At 43.4% G+C, this 20,765-nt stretch carries 20 protein-coding genes and 2 pseudogenes; 14 read left to right on the forward strand and 8 right to left on the reverse strand.

Translation table 11 applies throughout. The features are described 5' to 3' along the window. Positions 1-840, reverse strand: a complete 840-nt coding sequence (locus J5O05_RS21270) for a pirin family protein (RefSeq protein ID WP_208844921.1) — start codon at positions 838-840, stop codon at positions 1-3. A 215-nt stretch (positions 841-1,055) separates the two neighbouring features. Between J5O05_RS21270 and J5O05_RS22240 the strand changes: the two genes are divergently transcribed. The 3 genes from J5O05_RS22240 (at position 1,056) to J5O05_RS21280 (ending at position 3,647) form a co-directional block, all read left to right on the forward strand. Next, the gene (locus tag J5O05_RS22240; RefSeq protein ID WP_244370137.1) at positions 1,056-1,220 is read left to right on the forward strand and encodes a putative periplasmic lipoprotein; all 165 of its coding nucleotides are present in this window, start codon (positions 1,056-1,058) and stop codon (positions 1,218-1,220) included. Beyond that, entirely contained in the window at positions 1,204-1,569 is a 366-nt protein-coding gene (locus J5O05_RS21275; RefSeq protein ID WP_244370138.1) for a DUF2141 domain-containing protein, read from the forward strand. The genes J5O05_RS22240 and J5O05_RS21275 overlap by 17 nt, the downstream gene beginning before the upstream one ends. 251 nt (positions 1,570-1,820) lie before the next feature. Next, positions 1,821-3,647, forward strand: coding sequence for an ATP-binding protein (locus tag J5O05_RS21280; protein ID WP_208844922.1), 1,827 nt, complete (start codon positions 1,821-1,823; stop codon positions 3,645-3,647). Between the two features lie 92 nt (positions 3,648-3,739). Here J5O05_RS21280 and J5O05_RS22960 read toward each other — a convergent pair whose 3' ends face one another. The 3 genes and pseudogenes from J5O05_RS22960 to J5O05_RS21290 all read right to left on the reverse strand — a co-directional run bounded on the left by J5O05_RS22960 (position 3,740) and on the right by J5O05_RS21290 (position 4,832). After that, a complete protein-coding gene (locus J5O05_RS22960) occupies positions 3,740-4,141 on the reverse strand; it encodes a CZB domain-containing protein (protein ID WP_425281530.1) in 402 nt (133 codons plus the stop codon). A 9-nt stretch (positions 4,142-4,150) separates the two neighbouring features. Then, positions 4,151-4,630 (reverse strand): annotated as a pseudogene (locus tag J5O05_RS22965) (methyl-accepting chemotaxis protein); the annotation flags it as partial. Further along, on the reverse strand, positions 4,560-4,832 hold the full coding sequence (locus tag J5O05_RS21290; RefSeq protein WP_208844924.1) for a hypothetical protein: 273 nt from the start codon (positions 4,830-4,832) through the stop codon (positions 4,560-4,562). The gene J5O05_RS21290 and the pseudogene J5O05_RS22965, both read right to left, overlap by 71 nt. A 286-nt stretch (positions 4,833-5,118) precedes the next feature. Here J5O05_RS21290 and J5O05_RS21295 point away from each other — a divergent pair, with 286 nt between their 5' ends. From J5O05_RS21295 to J5O05_RS21315, 5 genes are all read left to right on the forward strand, one after another. Beyond that, positions 5,119-5,622 (forward strand): hypothetical protein, encoded by a 504-nt coding sequence (locus J5O05_RS21295; RefSeq protein ID WP_208844925.1) that lies wholly within the window; start codon positions 5,119-5,121, stop codon positions 5,620-5,622. Between the two features lie 267 nt (positions 5,623-5,889). Then, the gene (locus J5O05_RS21300) at positions 5,890-7,920 is read left to right on the forward strand and encodes a methyl-accepting chemotaxis protein (protein WP_208844926.1); all 2,031 of its coding nucleotides are present in this window, start codon (positions 5,890-5,892) and stop codon (positions 7,918-7,920) included. Positions 7,921-8,437: 517 nt separating this feature from the next. Next, positions 8,438-8,650 (forward strand): transcription antiterminator/RNA stability regulator CspE, encoded by a 213-nt coding sequence (cspE, locus tag J5O05_RS21305; RefSeq protein ID WP_208844927.1) that lies wholly within the window; start codon positions 8,438-8,440, stop codon positions 8,648-8,650. Positions 8,651-9,000: 350 nt separating this feature from the next. Next, a complete protein-coding gene (locus J5O05_RS21310) occupies positions 9,001-9,204 on the forward strand; it encodes a hypothetical protein (RefSeq protein WP_208844928.1) in 204 nt (67 codons plus the stop codon). 719 nt (positions 9,205-9,923) lie between these two features. Beyond that, positions 9,924-10,214, forward strand: a complete 291-nt coding sequence (locus J5O05_RS21315) for a hypothetical protein (RefSeq protein WP_208844929.1) — start codon at positions 9,924-9,926, stop codon at positions 10,212-10,214. Between the two features lie 170 nt (positions 10,215-10,384). Here J5O05_RS21315 and J5O05_RS21320 read toward each other — a convergent pair whose 3' ends face one another. Continuing rightward, entirely contained in the window at positions 10,385-10,804 is a 420-nt protein-coding gene (locus tag J5O05_RS21320; RefSeq protein WP_208844930.1) for a MerR family transcriptional regulator, read from the reverse strand. A 63-nt stretch (positions 10,805-10,867) separates the two neighbouring features. Between J5O05_RS21320 and J5O05_RS21325 the strand changes: the two genes are divergently transcribed. After that, positions 10,868-11,152: an Rdx family protein gene (locus tag J5O05_RS21325; RefSeq protein ID WP_244370139.1), complete on the forward strand. Its 285-nt coding sequence runs from the start codon at positions 10,868-10,870 to the stop codon at positions 11,150-11,152. Between the two features lie 9 nt (positions 11,153-11,161). Here the strand turns inward: J5O05_RS21325 and J5O05_RS21330 are convergent, their stop codons facing one another. From J5O05_RS21330 to J5O05_RS21340, 3 genes are all read right to left on the reverse strand, one after another. Continuing rightward, entirely contained in the window at positions 11,162-12,361 is a 1,200-nt protein-coding gene (locus J5O05_RS21330; protein WP_208844931.1) for an HD-GYP domain-containing protein, read from the reverse strand. A 117-nt stretch (positions 12,362-12,478) separates the two neighbouring features. Next, positions 12,479-13,477 (reverse strand): helix-turn-helix transcriptional regulator, encoded by a 999-nt coding sequence (locus J5O05_RS21335; RefSeq protein WP_208844932.1) that lies wholly within the window; start codon positions 13,475-13,477, stop codon positions 12,479-12,481. A gap of 18 nt (positions 13,478-13,495) precedes the next feature. After that, positions 13,496-14,458, reverse strand: coding sequence for a GGDEF domain-containing protein (locus tag J5O05_RS21340; RefSeq protein WP_208844933.1), 963 nt, complete (start codon positions 14,456-14,458; stop codon positions 13,496-13,498). Positions 14,459-14,729: 271 nt separating this feature from the next. On the opposite strand from J5O05_RS21340, the gene J5O05_RS21345 reads away from it, so the two are divergent. From J5O05_RS21345 to J5O05_RS21365, 5 genes and pseudogenes are all read left to right on the forward strand, one after another. Continuing rightward, the gene (locus J5O05_RS21345; protein WP_208844934.1) at positions 14,730-17,513 is read left to right on the forward strand and encodes a TonB-dependent receptor; all 2,784 of its coding nucleotides are present in this window, start codon (positions 14,730-14,732) and stop codon (positions 17,511-17,513) included. A gap of 106 nt (positions 17,514-17,619) precedes the next feature. Beyond that, a pseudogene (locus J5O05_RS21350) lies at positions 17,620-18,832 on the forward strand (metallophosphoesterase). A gap of 317 nt (positions 18,833-19,149) precedes the next feature. Further along, the gene (locus J5O05_RS21355) at positions 19,150-19,620 is read left to right on the forward strand and encodes an SPOR domain-containing protein (protein WP_208844936.1); all 471 of its coding nucleotides are present in this window, start codon (positions 19,150-19,152) and stop codon (positions 19,618-19,620) included. An 83-nt stretch (positions 19,621-19,703) separates the two neighbouring features. Then, the gene (locus J5O05_RS21360; RefSeq protein ID WP_208844937.1) at positions 19,704-20,309 is read left to right on the forward strand and encodes a DUF4402 domain-containing protein; all 606 of its coding nucleotides are present in this window, start codon (positions 19,704-19,706) and stop codon (positions 20,307-20,309) included. A 34-nt stretch (positions 20,310-20,343) separates the two neighbouring features. Continuing rightward, a complete protein-coding gene (locus J5O05_RS21365) occupies positions 20,344-20,694 on the forward strand; it encodes a hypothetical protein (protein WP_208844938.1) in 351 nt (116 codons plus the stop codon). The last annotated feature ends 71 nt before the right edge of the window (positions 20,695-20,765 follow it).

The raw sequence follows: 20,765 nt of genomic DNA on the forward strand, positions 1-20,765 counted from the left end.
TTATACAATGTCGCCAAAGCGACCTTGTTGGTAATCGCGAATAGCTTGGTGTAGTTCTTCTTGCGTGTTCATTACGAACGGACCCATATGGGCGATACGCTCATTAATCGGGTTGCCGGCAAGGACGAGTAACCCAACACCATGAGCACCACTTTCAAGAATGACAGGCTCGGTCGGGTCAAGCGTCAATTGGATCATTTGTCCAAACCGTTCGTCCAATAAGTTGCCGCTGTGGATGTAAATCAATGCTTTGCCATGTTCGCTCAAATCTAGGGTCGTTTTACTGTTCGCGGGCATAACAACATCGGCAAGTGCGCCATCACCAGCGAGGCCTTGTAAGTGAGCGCTGACCGTTTGACCTTCAATATGCCAATCTCCAGCCAATGCTCGAAGTACTACCCCCTGCGCAGTTTCCACCGTTTTCACGCCAGTCACAGCAGAATCCTGGTAGCGAGGAGCACGCATTTTTTCCTTTGCAGGCATATTGAGCCAAATTTGGAAGCCATGCATACCATCGACGGCATCGGCAAGCGGCATTTCGGAATGGACGACACCCCGTCCTGTGCTCATCCACTGCACATCGCCAGATCGAATGGCCTTGACGTTACCCATTTGGTCACGGTGTTCAAAACCCCCTTTACGGATATAGGTAAACGTTTCGATGCCGCGATGCGGATGCGCCGGAAATCCGGCCATGTAATCGCCGCTATCATCCGATTTTAATTCGTCAATCATCAAGAATGGGTCGAGGCTTTTACCATCAAAACCGGCAATGCGATTTATTTTTACGCCAGCACCATCTTGAGTGGCTTGGGCTTTGCGTGCTGTTAAAACTTTCATACGTCTATCTCTCTAGCGTGTTGATGTGATAACAATAGCATTCGGAAAACGAATCGAAAAATTCAATAATTCGTGCAAATCATTCTTAAAACCAGAATGATTGTGCGCTTCTACAATTTAACCACGCTTCCTTACACATTCTTACAGTATTCTTTTTAAACAACACTATCGTTTAACTGCCTTGCTCTTTTAAACGCCAGTTATAAGGAAATCTGATGAAACACACACTTGTTTTAGCCGCAACGATGCTGACATTAATGGGGTGCCAGTCCACCAATTCAGCCAGTATCAATGCGAACCCTGGAAAGCCCACGGAGGCTCACCGTACGCATCGAAAACGTGCAAAACAGCGATGGCAAACTTTTGGTTTTATTGCATGACAATAGCGAAAGCTACTATGCTGATGATAACGTTAAAAAAAATGGAGCTCGTTACTTCGCCATGAAAGCGGTAGTTCCTCAAACTCCAACTACTTTAGTGCAATTTAAAGACATACCAGCAGGAAGGTACGCGGTGAGTGTGGTTCATGATGAAGATGATGATGGCAAGCTCGATAGAATGGTGTTTCCATTCTTAGGTATGCCAAGTGAGCCTTATGCGTTGTCAAACAACACCTATAACACCTTTTCAAAAGGGGATTTTGAAGCTGCATTAGTGACTATCGACGCGCCGCAATCAACAATCGCCCTACAGCTTGCTACGCATTTATCAAAACTGACGGGACTATAAGTTTCGCCAAGTCTAAAACAAAGAGCAGTAAAGCAAACGATGTTGATGCGACTGCTCATTCTCGCCACATATAAACGTCTTTATTGATAAGCCATGATGCTGCTTGTCGAGTCTCATTAACTATCCGCCTCAGCTTTACTTTGTCAAAAGCGGTGAGTTTCTAAAAACCAGCTAAAGTTAAATTTAAAAGGAAGCGTGGGTGAGGTTATCAAGCACCCATATGGCATTTTCAAAGTGATCAAGGTCGAAGCATGTCAAAGCAATTAGGTGAGATCCGCAAGTTACGCACCAAATTACTGCTTATATTGGTAGTACTGTTGCTTGCTATTGTCTATTTGCTCCCATCTTTATTTCAAAGCCTCGCCGCCCGTGATAGTCAAAATCAACATTTACAAGCAATACAGACCATTTCGAAAGACATCATTTATTATGATGAAGTATTAACCATGTCCGCGCGGATGTTTACTTATACGCAAGCCCCAACATGGGAAACTCGTTATCAAACAAACGCCGCACGCCTTGACGAGGCGCTTGCCAGCGCCCAAAAGCTAGATCCAGAAATAAATGAGGCGATCACAGCGACGGCGAAAGTCAATCAAGCTCTGATTGAGATTGAAAGCGAGGCTTTTGAACAAGCTAAACTTGGCCATACGCAGTACGCGCAAAGCATCCTTATAAATGCAACCTATGAAGATTTAAAGGCGCAATATGCACAAGGTGTATTCAATGCCATGAAACACGCGATAAAGGTCGAAGAGAGCGCAATATCAAAGGAAAACGAAGAAAAAATCCGGTCATATACTTTTCTGCTTGCGATGTTGTTGTTGTTTTTATTGATTTTTATCGTGTTTTTTTATCGCCATAACAAAACCACCGACTATTACATTGGCGAATTGTTAGCATCACTAGAAAAAACCATTCACCAATTGCAAGAAAAAACGGAGCATCTTACACAGGCTAATCATGCGAAATCTCAACTGCTGGCGAATATGTCACATGAATTTAGAACCCCAATTAATGGCATTTATGGCAGTTTACAATTACTTAGACAACAGCCTGCCACAAAAGAAGACCTTGATTTAATTGATACTTCAATACAGTGCAGCGAGTTACTGGTTAGCTTGGTGAATGACATTCTCGATTTCACGCATTTGGAAGCGGGTAAACTTGAACTCGACATCAAGCCTTTTGACCTGAATAAAACCTTGAAAACGGTTGAACATATTTTTCGGGAGGAATGTCGGCAGAATGGTTTGATGCTTGAATTTGACGCTCAACTAAACGACAGGCAACGCAAGGGCGACGAAATACGCATCAAGCAGATATTATTCAATTTGCTGAATAATGCCGTTAAATTTACCCCCGAAGGCCGTGTTTCTGTGCGAGTTTCCGACAATGCTGAAAACGAAATGGTGAACATAACCATTGCAGATACTGGTATTGGAATGAGTGAGGCGACAATGCAAAAGATGTTTGAAAGATTCGAACAAGCCGATGCATCAACCACGCGAAGCAAAGGGGGAACAGGGCTTGGCATGCCAATAGTCAAAGCATTGCTAGAAGAGATGTCGGGTACCATCGACGTCAAAAGTCAAGAAGGGGTCGGAACCCAAATAGACCTTCATTTTTTACTGCCGAAACATATGCAAACGGATGAACTCAACGTCCAACCAAACGAAGTGACATTCGCACCGTTAACTGGTCTTACCGCGTTAGTGGCCGAAGACAACACAATAAACCAAATCGTGATCAGCAAAATGCTGCAAAAAGTTGGTATCGATGCCACGTTAGTGGCAAATGGGCAAGAAGCAATCAATAAACTGACTGCAGAGGTGGATCTTGTCTTGCTCGACATTCAAATGCCTATCATGGACGGGACGGAAGCTTGCAAAGCGATTAAAGCGCCGCGACCAAGTTTACCTATCATTGCCGTGACGGCGAATGTTTTTGAAAGCGATATTATGCATTACAAAGCGATAGGTTTTGATGCGGTTGTCAGTAAACCGATTTCACAGGACGCTTTTGTAGCTGCATTACATTCGGTTTCGGTGCAAATTGACAAGTCAGTTGGCTCTTAAAGCCACCGAGTTGAGTGAAAAGACGGCACTCAATTCAAACGTTACTCTGTCCGTCTTTTGCCATTTAATGCAGGACTCTACGAGAGGATAACTTAACTGTGCATTTGGCGCTCAATGCCGTTTAAGCAATCAAATACTTCCATACTCGCCTTTTCCATATTCGAGAGCATGGTAATGAGCGTTTCTTTGTCTCCTCTTGCACTCGCGCGCAAGGCTTCAATGCCGGATGTATGCACTTTGGTATGCGGGGCTTCGAGTTTTTTGAAATGCGAAAAATTGGCGAAATCATCGCGACCTTCGCCCTCGTAATACCACTTACCTAAACGACATTGGTGATGGTCTGCAAACTTATGTTCTTCGCCTTCTTTGCCACTGCGTATCGCTTTGTAAATATTCACCTTCCAGACCAAATGGTCTAATTTCACCGTCTGGATAAAGGTACTCATACTTGCGGCCGAAATCACATCCGCCATAACACGAGACGAATCGGCCATACTACCAACAGATTCGTTGATCTCTGATGCTGTCTTTGAAACCACCTCGGTCTCATGCGTATTTTGTTTTACATGTTCAAAGGCGTTTTCTGTTTGTTGAGTAGTGATGTTCGTGAGGTTTGAAATTTTTTCCGCGGCTTCAGAAGAGCGGCTCGCCAAGGTTCTAACCTCATCAGCAACGACGGCGAATCCTCGGCCTTGCTCCCCTGCGCGAGCGGCTTCAATCGCTGCATTAAGTGCGAGCAAATTAGTTTGCTCAGAAATGCTTTGTACTTGAGTAACAAAAGAGTTTATTTCGGAAGCCGACTGCGAGAGTTTTTCAAACGACTCTTTGAGTTTTTCAGTTTGTCCGGTTAAGCCGACTAAGACTTTTACACAACTGCCAAGGCCACTGCTGATGTTTTGGAAATCGCTCAAGCTACCGGTTAAACGCGATTGTTCGCCTTTCAAAAGTTCCGCAGAGCCTCGCAACGTCATGGCGCACAGCATCGAGCATATCAAGCGACATAAAAAAGTTTTTCACAATCGTACGTTCTATCTCTACTGCCCGAGCAACCTCAGCGGACTCTTCATACGAGGTGTGCAGTCGATGTTCGACATCGTTTAGTCTTTCGAGTAGCTGATCCCGTTCACTTTTGAGAGCCTTAACTTCTTCTTCGAATTTGTTTGGAACATTCCGTTTGAAAAACATGCAGTGAGACTCCACTTAAGCGGATTAATCGAATTATAGTTATTTAGGTATAGCAAACTTTAGCTATCTCGCTATTTTTTAGCGCTTTTTTATGAAGAAAGTCTTTCAATAGCGCCTTGATTCTATATTCCATATAAAACACCGAGACAGAGCATTTTACGTGATCAAAAGCAGAGTAACGTGGCTGCAGAGCACGAAAACACTGTGTAAGTTGCCGTAATGTTTCCAAATTCCTGAAATTCCATAATTAACAGGCCAAAACAACTGTTTATTTAAGGAGAGCAAAATGGCAACGAATACTAACTTTACGATCAACGTAAACGATTTAATTTCAAGCGTATTTGGAAGTAATAGAGACCGTAACGACCTTGCGGTGGGCATTCAAAACGAATGTGGTGAAACCATTAAACTCGATTTTTATGTCGACCACGGCAGCTTACGAGATGCCGATGACGGTAACAAGGTTGCCCAAGGTGAACTTTGGGAAGCGGGTGTTCACGCAAAAGGAGCGGACTCAAACATAACCATGAACATCACAATGCCAAATGGTTCTGGTTGGGCGATTATGGCGGCGACGCCGGTCAACAAAGAGAACTATTTCAAAATTGCGACAAGTGAAAGCGGTTACTCGAGTTCTAAAGCGGCATACACCGCCGCTGATAAAACGAGTAAACACTACTCGAGCGATGGTATTTATGACGGAACACACAATGGTTATAACGCAGTAGTGAGTATGACGGGTGACAGTCCTGCAGCCTGCACGATTGTTCTTGAAAAAGCGTCATCTTGAATTAGACCAACGTAACGCCAAAGATCAGCGCCGAGTCGGTAAGCATTCGTTGACTCGGCGTTTATTGTATTCAATGTGTGATAACGCCTCGCTTTGCCGGAACGGAGAATTAGTTTAATTAAGTAACCACACAAACTTTAAGGTATTAGTAAAAAGTCGTAATTATAAAAAATCTAACTCGTCATTTTTGGTGGTTTGCGAAAAGTCTTCTACAGTGCATATAAGCAGAAATTCTATTTAGTAAAACAGTCCAATTGGCAGGTGAGCATGAATTCTCTTTTACGTCTTTTCAGTAAGCATCTTGGTTTTCTTGTTGTAACACCTTGTATTTTATTGCTTGTTTTGGTTTCAGTGAATATCAGTGTAGCACAGAAGAAATTCAAGGAAGCAGATGAGATTGAAAGGTACGCGGAACTTGCAGGCACTATCCTGAGCGTCATTCATGAAATCCAAAAAGAACGTGGCATGTCGGTAGGCTATTTAGGAACAAAAGACAGCAACACGCTCTCGAGTTTGAACAAACAGCGTCAGGTTGTTGACAACGTTGTGGCTGAGTTGGATGCACTGGCGGCCGACACTGAACGCAGAAAGCGGGTCGAGACTGACTTGAGGGCTATGCGGGCGCTGTTGATGGAGCGAAGCAAAGTGCGTGGTGAAGTCAATGCTTTTTCGACGACAGGAGATGCCATTGCCTTTTATACCTCGATTAACCGAGCGGGGTTTAAAATTGTCGAAGATGCCGCGGACATTAGTTCTGATAAAGACGTAAGTTATGAGATCTCTGCCTTGTATGCTTTTTCGTTTGCTAAGGAGCAAGCGGGCATTGAACGCGCCATATTAACGTCTGTTTTCGCAAAAGACGAAATCACCCAAAAACAAGTGGTTAGAATTTCTGAACTGATTGACTATCAAAGGAATTCATTAAGGACAGCAATGCGTCTTGCGATTGGCGAAGAGAAAGCGTTATTTGAAAAAGCAGCAAATGACAGTTCGTTTAAGCAAGTGAATGAATATCGTGACCTCGTTCTTTCTAAAAATGCAGGATTCAGTGTGGATCCGCAAGCGTGGTTTAGCGCCGCGACAAAGCGAATTGAAGTGATGCGTGAGGCCGAAAAGCAAGCCTTGGACTTTACGGTGCACGAAGCCAAAGCACTTCTGAATAAATCACTTTATTTGGTCGCAGGTGAAATTGCGTTGCTGGTCTTTGCGGTAGCAATAACGTTTGGGGTTTGGAAAACGATGCGTTTGCAAAAAATGCAATCGGATCTGACCCGTCAAGTTATTCGCCAAGTGATTGAGGACAAAGAACTGCGTAAAACGGTTAATGTGGTGACGCAAGATCAACTGGGAATGACGGCAAACTACATTAATGAATTACTCAAGCAACTCACCATTGATTTATGCCAGTTTCAAACGGCATCGTCAAAAATAGCCACAGCGACGCATGAAACGGCGTTTGCGATTGTGGATAGCCAAAAAAACCTCTCAGAGCAGCAACAAGGAATTGAGTCGATTTCGGCTGCGGCAGAACAAATGATGCAGAACATAGAGCATGTTACGCACTCAATGCAGCAGAATTTTGAGGTGCTGGGTAACTTGGTGCGTGAGTGTGAACTGGGTGAACATAAGGCGAAAGATACGTCCAATGTGATTCTCGCGTTGTCGGATGAAATGTCGGGTGCGGCGAACCGAATTAACACCCTAAACGACGAAGTAGGCAAAATTACCGCGGTTGTCGATATGATTAGAAGTATTGCGGAACAAACCAACTTACTTGCGTTAAATGCGGCCATTGAAGCGGCGCGAGCGGGTGAACAAGGACGAGGTTTTGCGGTGGTCGCAGATGAAGTGCGCAGCCTTGCCAATCGCACACAAGAATGTACCGAGCAAATTGCCAACATGGTGGTGGAATTACAACACACCGCGGCGTCGTCAAGCCAAACGGTATTGGCAAGTAAAGACAGAGCAGGGCTTGCGGTTAAGGACATTGGTGCGGTAACCACGCTACTAAAAACCATGGTAGAGCAAGCTAAAGCGGTGGAAATGGGCACCAAAGAAGTAACGGAAAATGCCCACCATCAAAATATTGCATTGCATGAAGTGGTGTCGCGGATCACCTCAATACAAGGCAAGTCAGTTGAAAATGTGAAAGGCTCAGAGCAAATCGCAACAGCAGCCAGTCAAATCGCCGATTCTGCGATGAAAATGGACGAGCTTATCGACCAATATCGTCTGAGCTATGAAGAAGCGGCAAACAAAGTGGATGCATCAAACTTAAAGTTGTACAAGATTACCTAACAGATACGCGTAACGTTGCCAGTTTATGTACGAGCCGCTTGGCTTGTGTTGTGAGATAGGAAAGAAGCAGAATGTTTTCAGACGCGGAGCGGGTGCCTTTGCCGTGGTTTTGTTTGGCAGCTTACGCGATTGCGTGTTTGAAATGGCATTCCACAATTTAAAGCGTTAAGCATTTGCATCATCGTATAAGCAAATAAGTTGTTGCGACGTAGAAACCGCATTGCGAGTGAGTAATATTTTGTACCACTAATGGGGGTTGGTTAATGTTGATCGTTTTTTTAAAACGTTTGCGTATGATTTTAATAGAGAAATAAAATAAATTATAAATAACTATCTATTCGTTGAATATCGTGTATAGTGCTCGCAGCTCAAACAGCGAGCTATTAATGAAATATCTAGTTCAAGTTTTTCTCAGTTTTCTTTCGAATTTTTTCGTCATATGTACCCTGCGATATCTTTTCCTTCAATACAGAGTTAGTAGCTAAAAGTTCAAATTTATCAATCTATCGAGGTATCTATGTCTAATAAGACAACTGGTTCAGTAAAATGGTTTAACGAAACTAAAGGTTTTGGCTTTATCGCGCCTGACAATGGTAGCCAGGACGTTTTCGTTCACTTTAAAGCTATTGAAATTGATGGTTTCAAGACGCTTCATGAAGGACAAAAAGTGTCTTTCAATGTTGAAAAAGGCGCTAAAGGCCCACAAGCAGCGAACGTTACTGTAGCGTAACTTAGTTGTAGAGAGATGCTTTTGCGAGAAGCATCTCACACGCCATTTTATAGTTTAAAGAAAACTATCGATTCAAATATATTTTCCTCCTTGCATACTTGGCAAATGCCCCTTACCTCTTTTTATTTTTTAATTTCAGATTAGAAAAAAGAGCAAATATTCAGATAAACGATTATCTAGATGTATACCGTTTTACATCGAAAATAGAATAATCAAAAAAGACGATTAAAGGCCAAATAGTCGGCACGAATGAAGGCAATCGAATTGCGCAAAACATTCGCCATGTTGAGCTTAGCTATTGTGAAGTGAGCACAGGAAAATGATTCAAACGTTGATTTAAAGAGAGCACGATGCGTAAACCTGCAAGAAAAAACAATCAGAAATCTAAGAAAGGCAATTTTGAAGAACGTCTAGAGCAAGTTGTTGGTGAATACCGCCAAGCGAAAGAAGTGCTAGATAGCCTTGAACAAGATGACGCTGAATATGAACTACAAAAAGAAAAATGTGATAAGCTTTTTGCCATTGCTGAGCGTTTTATCAACAGGCAAAAATAATCAAGATTCGCTTACGATTTAGATATCGTAGGTCTTTTAGAGGTGTTTTTTACCTATTTTTTTGATAAAAACAGCTCACCAGTGTTAATTCAGTAAGTTAATTTTTACTGTAATTTTTTATACGTATAACACGCTCAAGTAGAGTGTGTCGCGATATTAGTGTTATGAATACCAGCAGATTTTTTTACTGTACCCAACGTGGTTTTTAATCTGCACCACCTTTTTAGTGTGAATTATATTTAATTTTTCTTTAATGGCTGAGTTTATGTGTGTTTGAGAGCTAAGTATCGTTAAATTAACCTTAAATATAAGAAGCTTAAAATATGAATCAAAAATTCAATGGCTTATCTATTGAAGCCACCCCTCCTATTTTTTCAATTTCCGTAAATAAGAACCGTGTTGTTTTTAAAGATAACATTAACTTAAAGAGCGTGGACTTAAGTAGTTCGTCAGAAACAAAAGAATTTGTATATTGGTTACTGAACAGATAACTCTGGCAAAGGTATACAAGGAAACTGCGTTCAGGGTTCTAGCTGGGCGCTATGAGCACGGTGAGTGTCCATATAACAAATCCAACGCATAATTAACGTCTAATGTATTCTTGATAATAGTATTTTGTCTAAAATCTTCGTAAGATGCCCAGTTCACAATTCACCCGATGGGTAAATAACTCATTATCAACGCCTCTGATTGAGGAATTAAAAAGTTAGGAAGATCGAATGGATGTTGAACACATTGAAGCACCGATTCTAATTCATGAAAAACAAAAGAAGCAGGCGCTTGTCGAAGAGTTTGAACAATTACGTCCAAATTGGAAAGGCAATCTACTCAGAACCGTTGGCATGTTAATGAGTATGGCTTTGCTTGTTTGGATGTATCCGGAGATAGTTCATCAACCTATTTCATATGTATTGCTTATTCTTATCTTTGGGGTGAGTGCTGATTTGCATGCACAAAGTAAACGGATCAATAAACGTATTGATACGCTGTATAAATTGCTGAAAGAATAGATATGTTCCGCTCACTGTTTTTGAGTCCCGTGGCATGAGCCGAAAGCGAGCTTTTCTCAAGAATTGTAAGTTTCTCAACTTTACTCAATACGTTAACACTCGGTACTTGCTTAGTCTGCTCTACTCGATGCATTCGTTATGTACTGATTTTCGGGTGCTCGATACGCGCGTTATTTTTCACGGCGTTTGTCATTACAGAGTTCAGTTAAAACACGTTTAGCGTTTTCTTGGCAATCAATGTTGTCTGGTTTGGATGCTATTTTTTCCAAAATTTCAGTAAGATGTGCCTTGTTGTGCGCTAGCTTTGCTTCGAGCAGTTCAATGTCTCGGACTTTTTGCTGTAGCGCATTAACGAGCGTTTGATGCTGCCAATTCGTCAAGTCTTCTGGCAACAACGCGTTCAGTTCCTCTAAACTAAATCCTGCTTGTTGGCCCGATGAAATTAGTTCAAGCGCAAGAACGGCTTCTTTTGGGTAGTGACGATAACCATTTGCTGAACGAGTAACGGTTTTTAATAAGCCAATACTTTCGTAAAATCGGATTTTAGAGGCGCTCAGGCCTGTGACTTTGGCTAACTCACCAATTTTCATTGCAACACCTTGTACTCCGTGTTTTTCTTTTCTCACGTTATACTTAGCGACAATAGAGAGTCAATGAGTATCAATATGAAACCTAAAATTACCATCCATTATTGTGTGTTGTGTCAGTGGTTGTTGCGTGCGGGGTGGATGGCACAGGAACTTCTTTCAACGTTCAGTGATGAGCTGGCTGAAGTGGCACTAGCGCCTGCGAGCAAGGGCGTGTATCAAATTTATTATAATGACGAGCTGATTTGGTGTCGCGTGCGAGATGGCGGATTTCCAGAAGCAAAAATAGCGAAGCGTTTGGTCCGTGACCGATTAGATCCGACCCGCGATTTGGGCCACATTGATAAATAAGCGAGCGGTTTACTCTTCGGCAATAGAGGAAATCGCCTCAAACTTGTCTTCGATGCGTAAAAAGCACGTGACGAGTTTGGGATCAAAATGTTTTCCCTTACCATCTAAAATAAGTTCACGCGCTTCAAAATGAGAAAATGGGCGTTTGTAGCAGCGTGGCGTTGTGAGCGCATCATAGACATCCACCAAGGCAACAATGCGAGCACTAAGCGGAATGTCTTCGCCCTTTAAGCCTTTTGGATAGCCTGAACCATCCCATTTTTCATGGTGGCCTGCGGCGATGTCTTTGCCCATTTTTAAAAAGCCACAACTTGGCGCATATTTAATTAAGCTTTCGATGACTTGACCGCCAATCACGGGGTGTGATTTGATTTGCTCAAATTCTTCAGCCGTAAGTTTTCCTGGCTTCAACAAAATAGAATCAGCGACACCGACTTTACCGATGTCATGCAAGATAGCCGACAAGTTAATGTCAGCAATGAAGTCGTCATCCAATTCGATAGGTGCATCTCGGTCTTTTTGCCTTTCTGTCGCCAGCAGCTCGGCGTATTGCCGCATTCGGAGTAAGTGTGCGCCCGTTTCGTTATCTCGATATTCCGCGAGTTTTGCGAGACCGAAAATGGTTGCCTGACGCGAAGAGAGAGACGCACCTAACGATTCAATTAATTTATTCGTTAAGTACCCAGATGACATGGTTACCATTGCATTCGTCGCGAGAAAGTTGACCGTGAGAACCCACCAGATGATGGCTGAAAAGTCGACAAGGCCCGCCCATCGAAGCAAATCTAGTTGAAACATCACGCCAATGGTGACCAATGACACGACGTTTAAGCCAAGCGCAAAGTAACCCGCTCTTTTTCCTAGTAAAATGGCACTGAGTGGCGCAAAGGCAAACAACCACATAAATCCCGCACCAGCAGGCCCAACGGTGTATAAGAACGCATTACCGATGAGGTAAGCGAGGCTACATCCCAAGGCGTAGCGATGTGTCGAAGACATGGTTTTGCTTTGTAAGATGTACACCAAAATTGCATAGCTGATGGTGTCCAACACGACCATGGAATAAAGACCGAGTTGAATACATAAGTACACGCTGGTGAAATAAACCGGTACGCAGGTAATCGCAAGCGTTCCGAACAGTTTGCGGAAGATTTGCATGCGCCATACGGGCAGTGTGTTGTCTAAAGCAGAGCGTATTTGATGTGACATTGACCGTTATTATTCTGTTTTTAACAGCGAAACACAGTAAAAGCATAGTGAAGCGAGTGAGAAATGTCAGGGGAAGAGGCTAATTAAATTACAATACTCAGTAAAACGGACGGTAAGTTAACCAATCCGATTTTTGATGAGTGACGGCGTGACGCCCGTCCAACGTTTAAACGCGCGTCTGAAATTACTGAGGTCGCTGAATTCCAGCGCATTAGCGACGCGTTCGGTGTTTTGCCCAAGCTCCAAACGCACAATGGCTTGCTGACGTAAAATTCGGTCTTTGATTTCAACTAGGCTCGTGTTGTGCTGTTTCAGTTTACGTTTCAAGGTAGCTTGGCTTATTGCCAAAATTTGCGCTAGGTCCTCTAAACTTAAGCGGTTATTACGCCTGAGTTGCCATTCTACGTATTGCACAAAACCAAATTGATGTGCCCGATGAACGGGGATGCGAAGTCGAGGTATCAGGTTGGATAAGGTTCCGATTTGAGCCAGTTGCAACGCGTGGCGGTCAATGACCAGTGCAAAGTCATGATGCCCAAAACTGTACTCGGCGTGAAGATGACTTTGGTATTGTTCAATGTGTTCTGGCTTGGCAAAGGGGAAACGCAGTTCCAGTTTTAATATAGGAAAACGCCATCGTAAAAATCCACAAACGAGAGAGGCTAATGTTTCTATGTAGAAGCGTTGTACACTGAATGGCGGCTCGCTGATGGCAAATCCCACAAAATAATAATGTTTATTATCTTCACATAATCGATGGGCAGTTAGGCTGGCAAAACACTCCATTTGATGGAGTACGAGTAACCGCAACAGTTGTTGGAGGTTTTTACTGTGGCATAGCAACTGCCCACGATACGCGCTCATGGTTTGTACGAGATACGTGCCAAACACAAAGCTGAGCTCCGTGTTGTTTAATTTAAGGGCGTTTTGAATAACCGTGTCAAATTGCGCTTGAGAAATCAGTAACGTTTCTTCACCGAGCGATTGATAACAAAGTTTGGTTCCTGCTAACAGCTTTTCAGGCAGCGCACCACGTTGCCGAGAGAGTTCAATGAGCGGCAACAATAATTGGATCACGCAAAGATGTGGGCGCTCTCTGTCGATGATCTCTGTCATGCTACAACCTTTACCATGTTAAGCCACTCGCTTTTGCTGCTGCACTTTTTGATGCAAGCGCGAGAGCATGGTATCGACATTCTCTTGTGGCATTGGACTGATGACGCTCCACGTGACTTCACTGTACGCTGTGAATTCGCCCGTGGTAGTGTACTGTGTATGCTTTGCCACAATATCGGCAATATGACGTGCAGTTTGCTGTGCTTCAGCGAGTTTGCATTCTGCAAATAAAACAATGAAGCGATCGCCTGCGTAACGGCACACTAAATCGGCATCACGTAAATTTAGACTGATGAGTTCACCGATGTCGCGCAGCAATTGATTAGCTTTGACTAAGCCTTGAGCACGCGTCAGGTCGGTAAATCCTTTGATGTCGAACAGTCCAATGCAAAAATCGGGAGAGCCGTGATGCGCCCTCAACATTTCTCGTTCAATCTGTTCTTTCATGTACTTGGCATTGTATAAACCAGTAATGAAATCGCAGTGGCTGTGGCTGCGGTAAAAACGCTCCTTTTTCATCAAGGTTTGGTTTAGCGTTTCTTGTTCTTTGTACCACCCTTTTGCGGCCACCGTCATTACTATCATGCCGACCACAGCCGGAAACGCTTCCACATTGGAAAACCACGCTTCATCGGGTGCAAAACGAACAAATTCGTCAAAGAAATCTAGTAATGTGGAGACAAGCAAGCTACTGAGTCCGCAAAACATCCAATTCGTGACGCTTCCTTTAGGTCTTGCAAACAACGTGGCAGTAAGCCAAACCAGTACCATAATGCAAATGCCACCTTCACCTATGGCATCTAGCCAATTTATTTCTTCTTGTGATTTTGGCAATCCAAATAAGATAGCTAATGAAAACGTGGCTGCGAGCAAGATTGCTAGCGAAATCCAAAGTGTTCGATGTGTTTTAAAAGGGGAGTAATTCATGGTGCTAAAATAGAAAATAATTTGGTCAATGTTGGCATGCGCCTTCGTTGTCAACTAGGGTCAGATTAGCTCATGAGTTGAGACAAAAAGATGACAGCGAGGTGAAATTCCCGCTCGTTTGACTGCATTACTGCAGTTTGTACCTTTTTTGAGTGGGTCAGATCAGCTCAAATCAGTCAGAAAATGGCCAAAAATCAACGTATTTCGTTAGACCATACGAAATGTTGCAATATTTCCTTCATCAACTCCGATTAGTTTTCCTCGCAGTTTTTTATGGTAACGGGGCGTTACCAATAACAATAATCCCAATCTGTGCGAGTAAATCATGAATCACAAACTACCGTCTAAGTTTTCCAAAGCGTTAATCGCGCTGACCGTATCGAGTACATTGTTTGGCGGCGTAGCTGTTGCAAACACGTTGAATGGTCACGTTCAAGATACTAAACAAAAAAACAACTTCGAAGGGGCTGAAGTTGTCGTTAAGGAATTGAACAAACGTGTTGTAACCGGTCGTGATGGCCGTTTTTACATGGCTAAACTCCCTGCTGGTCGCTATACGTTAGAAGTACGCTATGTTGGTGCCGAGCCAACAACACAGACCATTGAAATTCGTGATGGCGAAACGACAGAAGCGTTAGTGCTACTTTCGCCAACCGAGTCACAGATGGAAGACTTAATCGTTGTGGGTCAGCGCGCAGGTCAAGCCGGCGCTTTGTCGCGTCAGAAAAACGCGGACGGTATTAAATCGATTGTGAGTGCAGACGGTATTGGGCAACTGCCAGACCAAAATGCGGCAGAGGCGCTTCAACGTTTGCCGGGGGTCTTTATCGCCCGTGACCAAGGTGAAGGTCGCTTTGTTGGGATCCGTGGTATCGACCCGAATTTGAACAACGTGACAATCAATGGTGCTAACGTTCCTTCGCCTGAAGCTGGTGTACGTAGCGTCGCGATGGACGTGATCCCAAGTGAGTTAGTACAAAGTTTGGAAGTGAGCAAAACCGTTACGCCAGATATGGATGCAGGTGCGATTGGTGGCTCAATTGAAGTTAAAAGTTTGAGCGCATTTGACCGCGAAGGGCAAAGCTATACATTCACAGCTCAAGCGGGTTACAACGAGCAAGTGAGTGAAACCAGCCCTAAATTAGCGGCAAGCTACAGCAATGTGTTTGAGCTGGGCAAAAAGAGCGATTTAGGTATTGCTGGTGCGGTTTCATGGTTCAAGCGTGACTTTGGTTCACACAACATGGAAACCGACGGTGGGTTCATGGAGCTTGAATTAGAAAACGCAGAAACGGGTGAAGATGAAACGTTTTTTGGCGCGGAAGAAATGGAACAGCGTCATTACCTCATCACGCGTGAACGTTTAGGTGCAGCACTGAATATCGATTTACACCAAGGATCAAAGCACAAATATTACTTACGCTCGCTCTACAGCGAATTCTCTGACGATGAATATCGTGTGCGCAATGAGTACAAGTTTGCCAAAGGCGACGTTGTCTCTCACGACGCAAACAGTGCACTGTTTACCAATGCAAAAATGGATCGAGATACGAAAGACCGCTATGAAGAGCAAAAGATCCTGTCAACAGTATTAGGTGCAGAGCACCAACTAAAAGATTGGTTTGTTGAATACAGCGTAGGTTACTCCAAATCGGAAGAAGCGGAACCAGGTCGTTTAGACATTAGCTTTGCGGGTAAAAAGTTGGATTTGGGTTACCGTCTTGGTGGCGATACACCGTCTTTTATTCGTTCAGAAGACGCGCATGACTTAAGTCGCTTTGAACTGGATGAAATTGTTTCAGAGAATAACCTGACTGAAGACGAAGCAACGACGTTTAAATTAGACGTAAGCAAAGACTTACTTTTGTCAGGTTACAACGCTGAAGTGAAGTTCGGTGCAAAATACCATGACCGTGACAAGTTCAATGATGTTGATGCACGTGTATATACGGGTGGTTTTGACGACGTCACAGCGAGTCAATTCTCTGCGGCAGTGCCGGATTACAGCCTAGGCGACTTTGGCCCTGGTTTGAATCGTGAAGGTTTACGCGCGTATTTCAAAAACAATCAAGGCTCAATTGAACTCAACGAACAAGAATCGCAAGTTGAAACGCAAGGTCGCAGCTACGATTCAAGTGAAACAATTTTTGCCGCATACGCGATGTTAAGCGTTGATATCGGTGAGTTAAATGTGATCACAGGTCTTCGTTTTGAAGATACGCACACAGAAACAGCGGGTCACCGCGTTGAATTAGTCGCAGATGACATTACCGGTGACACTACGGTCAATGTGAATGATTGGTCTGCAGAGAAAGATTATTCACATTGGTTACCAAACCTCACGATGAAGTATTCGCACAGTGACAACTTAATTAGCCGCTTTGCGTATACCAATACAGTCGCACGGCCAAGTTTCTCTGATTCGGCGGCCAAAGCGTTAATTGAGACAGAACGTGAGGACGATGATGGTCAAGTCAAAGTGACGCGTGAAGCTGAGGTGGGTAACCCGGATTTGGATCCATACGAAGCGACAAACTTTGATTTCTCGATTGAATACTATCCAGGCAGTATCGGCGTGATGTCACTCGGTGTGTTCTTTAAAGACATCGATAACTTTATCGCAGTAAAAGAAGTTCAAGATAACGGCCAATGGGATGGATTTAAAAAAGTACTTCAGTCTGTTAATGGCGGTAAAGCGAAGTTAAAAGGGGTTGAACTGGCTTATGCGAAAAACTGGACAAACGGTTTGATGCTAAACGCTAACGCAACACTGATCGACGCGGACGATAAGTTACCAAATCAATCGGATACCGTTGCTAACTTGATGCTTGGCTACGAAAACCAAACGTTTAGCACGCGCTTAAGTGCTTCTTATAAGAGTAAAGCGTTTTTATTTGAAGAGAACGATAGCGACGTGTTTGAAGCGGCTCACACTCAATTGGATTTTAGTGCGAAGTATTACTGGAATGACCAAACACAAGTATATTTCAACGTCACCAACTTAACAGACGAACCGATGCATCTGTATCACGGTGCAAATCAATACAATTACCAATATGAGACGTACGGTCGCTCGTATGAGCTTGGTTTAACCATCACGTCTTTCTAATTCACTGTTTAACGGGGCTGCCAGCGTTTCGCTGGCAGAATGCAGTATGTTTACATTAAAAAAATCGAGCGCATTTACTTTGGCCTTGCTGTTATCAAGTCAGGTGATGGCGAGTGATAACATTTCTTTCTTGGCTTTTGGTGACGGGGGTTATCATCCGGATTATCCAAAAACCAAACACATAAAAAATCCACGCGACAAAGATGCATTTATCGCGGCAGAGAAAAAAGATTGGTTGGAAGATAACCGTCCATTGGCGGAATTTGACCATGCGCCAATTTATGTTTATCCAGGCACTCAGACAGCTACAGAGCATACGGGCGCACTGGTGGTTGGGCAAGCAATGGCCGCGCTTTGCAAGCAGTCACAATGTGATTTTGCCATTCAGTTGGGTGACAACATCTACCCTGATGGTGCTGATGCGAAAGATGGCAAAGACGACCAGAAACGCATGGACGATTTGATTAAAAAGCCACTGCTCCCACTTTTTGAGCAACAACCGGATTTGATGGTGTACTCGGCGCTCGGCAATCATGACTGGAAATCATCACGTAAAGGTGTTGAGTTGCAATTAGCTTGGATGGGTAAAGAGCCTAATTTTACGATGGGTGAAAAAGGCTATTATCGATACAAAGTGGGCCAACCTGGCAACGACGTTGAATTTTTTGTGCTAGACACCAACATGTTGCTGTCGGGTCAACATTATTACGATGTGCCGTTAAGAGCAGACGGTACAGAGCAAGGACTCGCTTCTGCACTGGCGAGCAAGCAAGCCGAAGTGGAAAAGATAGAAAAGCATGAAACACCGCTGGGTGGTGAAGATCACACTCAACTCGCATGGCTCGCCGAAGGATTGAAAACATCGCAAGCGAAATGGAAAATTGTGTATGGTCACCATGTGCTTTGGTCAATTGGTGGTACAAAGTTCAATGAGGCACACGTTCTACGCAAATTACTGTTGCCTGAACTTTGCCAATACGCAGACGCATATATTGCCGGTCATGAACATGATTTAGAGCTACTGACGGATGACTGTTCTCGAGTACTGGGCCATCACGATAAACCTAAATTGCCATTGATCATCAGTGGTGCCGCAGCCAAAATGCGTGGCGTTCACTCACCCTTTGCCACCGCGCAAGAAGCGACTTACCCAGAATACGATTTAGTATGGAACAAACCCTTTGTTTGGGGTTTTGCCCAAATAGAATTGGATAATAACAACGACGAAATGCATGTGCGTTTTTATTCCACCCCAAAAGAGCAAACGGGTGAGTCTCATCAATGAAGCGAGCTTTACTTTCCCGCATCGCAGTAAGTAAAGTTGCCCACCTTTAAAATCAAAGTGTGAAGTAAATAAAAGTTGAAACCCGCGAAAGCGGGTTTGTTTATTTATTGAACATTTGATTTTCTTTATTTAAACGTTTAGCCCTGTCGTTTTCTTTGTATTTTATTTATTCACCTCTATTTTGATGTAAAGCAAATAAAATGCTGGTATACCGTGTTACTGAGATTAAAATAATGCTCAATATGCAGTCAGGGATTAAGTGAATACAAAATGCTCACATCAGTTAGGGATATATCATTAGTTTTGTGTGTGTTTACACTTTGCTCATGCAGTAGTGTGGAAATTGAAACAATGAAACGAAGTGAAAATGGTGCTCAGGTTACCCAAAAAGAGCTAGTAGAACTACTTGAAATGAAAGAAGATCTCGCCATTCTCGTGGACGAACTTAATATTCAGAAAGCATTGAGCGACAAGCCCTATACGAATGCTCAAGCACTCACTCGACCTAGCGTTGACATGGTCATAGCACCGGATGAACAGCAAATATTAGCAGAATATCAGCAAACAATATTTCTCAATGTTGGTATGTTTGCATCTGAGGCACGCGCGTTACAACAGAAAAAGGTGTTTCAACAGCGGTATTCATCAATGTTTTCCCCATTTACATTAAACGTGTCAAGTCATCCCGAAAACAGTCAGTTTTACTCAATTAAAGTGTCCGGCTTTGCAGGGGACGTGGCCGCCAAACAGTTTTGTAAACAAGTAAAGAAAATGAACCAAAGTTGCGTATTAAACAACGGTGAAAGGAAAATAAATCTGTAGAAATCTTTACTTTTTAAATTAAATAAAATGTAATCTATGCCGATATAAGGTTTGGAAGAATTATTACTAGGAAGGAAAAACGGATGAATAAAACCTCTGCTTTACTCGCGATTTCAGCGATGGGTGTGCTTAGTTTAGCTGCTCACGCGTCTACTAAAACGGCACAACTCGCCGTTTCGGTTAAAGTTAAAAACACCTTTACTTTGGAACAAGGCGAACCGATGTCTTTTGGTTCACTTCTGGCGTTTGCTGACACATCAACCACAGTGGATAACCAAGCAACCATCGTAATGAGTCCGAATCCTTCAACGCAACCAACTTTAACAAGTGCCGGTGAAGCAAAGTTTCAAGTGCTAGAAAGTGGCACACCTGGTTCATTTAATGTTTCGGGCACAGCGCCTTACTCAAGCATGTTAATCACAGCGCCAGCATCTATAGAAGTTACACCAACGACTGCGCCACCTAATGCGCCAAAATTTACACTGAGTGATTTTAAGTTTTTCATTGAAGGTGGTGAGAACACAGGCAAAGCCTACGACGCGGCGACAACGCCACTGATCAGTGATTTGAGCGGTGCGGTGAAATTTTATGTAGGTGGCACGCTTAAAACACAAGCCCGAGCTACGCAATCTATGTATCAAGATGGTGACTATTCTGGTTCAGTCGATGTTACGGTAACGTACAAATAATCGTAAGCCGAGTCTCGCTCGGCGAAACTCACCGATGAGTCTAACCGCTCTGATAGCGATTTCTGTGCTGCAACCTCTTAGTTTCGGCGAAATCGCTATCGTCAAGAATTCAGTACCTAGCCGTTTGGTTGTTCCAAGGGGCGGCGCTGCCTATTCATATGGACAAATTTACATTATTGATTCCGGTGTGCCCGCTGAAGTGTTGCTTTATGACGGCCCTGCAAATACTGAACTGACTATCGACGTGAATTTTAACGACAAAATGACGAGTGTTTTCTCCACCAATCAATTTACATTGCGGCGTTTAGATTACCCGACAAAGGTATACACGGACAGCAGTGGACAGGCGACTTTCAAGATTGGAGCAGAGACTCACAAATTCTAATAATAGCGAAGTCTATCGAGATATAGATTACGCAACGGAATTCAATATTACGGTCAGCTTTTAAGGTTGTA

This window comes from Pseudoalteromonas xiamenensis, assembly GCF_017638925.1.
GTDB classification, from domain to species: Bacteria; Pseudomonadota; Gammaproteobacteria; order Enterobacterales; family Alteromonadaceae; genus Pseudoalteromonas; species Pseudoalteromonas xiamenensis.